Below are 2,969 nucleotides of genomic sequence, written 5' to 3' on the forward strand. Positions count from 1 at the left end.
ACCCTTATATAGAAAGGCATTTAGCGATTTTTGTCAATTGTTTTTTATCTAGAGCGAACTAATCAATTAAGTCTCTTGCCAGATAAGGATTTAGTCGATTTATGCCCCCCTATCGAACCATAACAAGTAACGAAGAGCCATAATTATGCAGTTAAATTATCTGAATTTATCATCTATCTGTTTAACGGTAACTTCCTTGATAATTATCGCCAGTCCAGCTATATCTTTAGCCGATCATAGATCACCAATAACTTTAGCTGCTAGGGATTTATCAAACCAGCAACAGGGACGAACAATTATTCTTAATGGTCGTTCTTTGCCCGTTTCTTGGCGACAGTGGACAGCAGCAAATAGTACCAGAATTGCCATGAGTGACACGGGAGCAAGACAATTATTCGGCATGGATTTTCTTAGCACAAATGATCCGAAAAAGCAACCGATAAGCTGGTTTAATTTACAAACTTTATCGGCTAATTTGATCAATCCCGATCGCTGGTTAGACGTTACGGATATTTTACTAAAAATGGGGGCAACAACCACTATTAATGGCGATAGTTTAAATATTAACTTTCCTGCTCCTCAGATTGAAGATATTCAGCTAGAAAATTATGGGGCAGTACAGAGGATTATTATTCAACTCGATCGCCCGACCTTTTGGCAAGTTAGTCAGGCAAAAAATCAAGCAGTGATTACCCTAGAAGGAAATGCCCAGCAATCGCTTATCTCTAGGTTTCAACCCAAAACTGTTAGTAACAGTAATCAAAATAACGATGAAGATGATCTAGGCAACTCTAATAATAACTTAGCCACTCAGATCACTTCCTTAGAAAATAATGGGGTGATCAGTCGTTTAAAAGTTAACCTTCCCACTGCCTACGGATTACAGATCAGCAGTGTGGATAATCCTCCCCGAATTATCATTGATTCTCGTCCCGATGCTATGGATGAAAAGCGCATTGTTTGGCAACCAGGGTTAATCTGGAATCAAAAATATATCCAGTTAGATCAAGATTGGTTTCCCGTGACTTGGTTAGAAATCGATCCCAGAAATCCTCAGATAACTATTAAACCGATTACCGCTAATTCCACCTCAATGCGCGGCACTAATCCCCTGATCACGATTAATAGCGAAAGTAACGCAGTAGCGATGATTAATGGCGGCTTTTTTAATCGTAATAATCAGTTACCTTTGGGAGCAATTCGTGTGGATGGCAAATGGTTATCTGGACCAATTTTAAACCGAGGAGCGATCGCATGGGATAATCGTGGTAAAATCAGGATCGATCGCCTCAGTTTAGAGGAAACTCTCATTACTGTCACCGGACAACGTTTTCCCCTAACCCAGTTAAATAGTGCTTTCCTGACAGCCGGCTGCAGTCGTTATACTCGCGATTGGGGGAGTAATTATCATCCCCTCACCGAGCGCGAAACCGGGTTAGTCGTCCAAGGCGATCGCGTAACGGAGAAATTAAATAATCTTTTCCCACAGGATAGTATAGACATACCAGAAAATGGCTATTTAGTCATCTGCCGAAAGACAGATATTAGTTTAAATATTGGTGAAAGAGTCAACCTCGATAGCGTCACCCTACCGAGAGATTTTGCTGATTATCCTCAGATTTTAGGTGCTGGCCCCCTATTATTGCAGAATGGGCGCATAGTTTTGGATGGAAATGCCGAAAAATTTAGTCCGGCATTCCAAAATCAACAAGCTTCCCGCAGTGCGATCGCAGTCAGCCGAGAAGGAAAAATTTTGCTAGTGGCTATCCATAATCGTGTCGGGGGACGGGGGGCAACTTTAGGCGAATTAGCCCGAATTTTGCTGTTAATGTCGGCAAAGGACGGTTTAAACCTAGATGGGGGTAGTTCCACCGGGATAGCCTTGGCGGGTTATCTGCTCGATCGCTCTGCCGTTACCGCCGCAAAAGTCCATAATGGAATAGGGATATTTTTATCCCCGTCTCCTTGACAGGTGTGAAAACAATGGATAATAGCGACTGGATTAAACAATTGCTGCTGATGGGTATTGGTACTACTTCCATGGTGGCAGAAAAGATCAAAGAAGTGAGCGACGAATTAGTAAAAGACGGTAAAATCAATTCCGATCAGGCTAAAAACTTTGTCGATGATCTGATGACACAGATGAAGTCTGAACAAGGGAGCTTCGAGAATAACTTAGAACGCTATATCCGCAATATCTTGCAGGATTTAGGGGTTCCCCGACAATCGGAAATGGATGAACTGCGGGGAAGGATTGATAGATTAGAACGGCAGGTGAGAGACTTAGAGAATAAACTCTGGCGTTAGGGAACTATGAAATCAATGCGCGAAATCTTGCTCAGTTTTGCTATTATTGCGGTTTGTGGCTTATTTTTAATCGTTGCTTCCCTCTTTGGTGGAGGGGAAAAAACCAATGCGATCGCCGCAGAAATCGATCCACCCGCTATCACTCAAACTATTAATAAGGAAATCATCTCCATGGATTTAGATCAAGCAGTCACCACCGATTCGGGACTAAAATACATAGATATCGTGGAAGGAACTGGAGAAAGTCCTCAAAAAGGTCAAAAAGTGACTGTTCACTACACGGGAACCCTCACAGACGGCAAAAAATTCGATAGTTCCAAGGATCGCAATCAACCTTTTACCTTTACCATTGGAGTTGGTCAAGTGATCAAAGGATGGGATGAAGGAGTCGCATCGATGAAAGTCGGTGGGCAGCGTACCTTAATTATCCCCCCAGAATTGGGTTATGGTGCGCGGGGTGCCGGTGGGGTGATTCCTGCCAACGCGACTTTACTTTTCGATGTGGAATTGTTGGCAGTTAAATAGGGTTTGCTGAAAAAGCTTTTCGGTGGTGGCAGGGTGTGGGGTGTGGGGTGTGGGGTGTGGGGTTTTACCAGTTTTGAGGTGGTCAACTACCTAATTTTCAGGGAAAAAGTACCTGAATTTTCCCCCGATCCCCGCAA

Annotated in this window: 3 protein-coding genes; all 3 read left to right on the forward strand. The window is 43.1% G+C overall.

Features of this window, described 5'->3' with window-relative positions:
* The first annotated feature begins 145 nt into the window (after positions 1 to 145).
* From PX482_RS20090 to PX482_RS20100, 3 genes are read left to right on the forward strand one after another with little or no spacing between them, the layout of a single operon-like run.
* Positions 146 to 1,969 carry a phosphodiester glycosidase family protein gene (locus PX482_RS20090; RefSeq protein WP_288024215.1) on the forward strand — a complete coding sequence of 608 codons (1,824 nt, stop codon included), beginning with the start codon at positions 146 to 148 and terminating at the stop codon, positions 1,967 to 1,969.
* Between the two features lie 14 nt (positions 1,970 to 1,983).
* Complete coding sequence (locus tag PX482_RS20095; protein ID WP_002758682.1) at positions 1,984 to 2,307, forward strand: phasin family protein; 324 nt, start codon at positions 1,984 to 1,986, stop codon at positions 2,305 to 2,307.
* Positions 2,308 to 2,313: 6 nt separating this feature from the next.
* On the forward strand, positions 2,314 to 2,832 hold the full coding sequence (locus tag PX482_RS20100) for an FKBP-type peptidyl-prolyl cis-trans isomerase (protein WP_002758683.1): 519 nt from the start codon (positions 2,314 to 2,316) through the stop codon (positions 2,830 to 2,832).
* The last annotated feature ends 137 nt before the right edge of the window (positions 2,833 to 2,969 follow it).

Origin of the sequence: Microcystis sp. M53602_WE12, assembly GCF_030065455.1 — a bacterium.
GTDB classification, from domain to species: domain Bacteria; phylum Cyanobacteriota; class Cyanobacteriia; order Cyanobacteriales; family Microcystaceae; genus Microcystis; species Microcystis aeruginosa.

Bases quoted from the DNA above. Each gene is read 5' to 3' on its own strand.
- PX482_RS20095 (WP_002758682.1), top strand. From the start codon at position 1,984: ATGGATAATAGCGACTGGATTAAACAATTGCTGCTGATGGGTATTGGT.
- PX482_RS20090 (WP_288024215.1), top strand. From the start codon at position 146: ATGCAGTTAAATTATCTGAATTTATCATCTATCTGTTTAACGGTAACT.
- PX482_RS20100 (WP_002758683.1), top strand. From the start codon at position 2,314: ATGAAATCAATGCGCGAAATCTTGCTCAGTTTTGCTATTATTGCGGTT.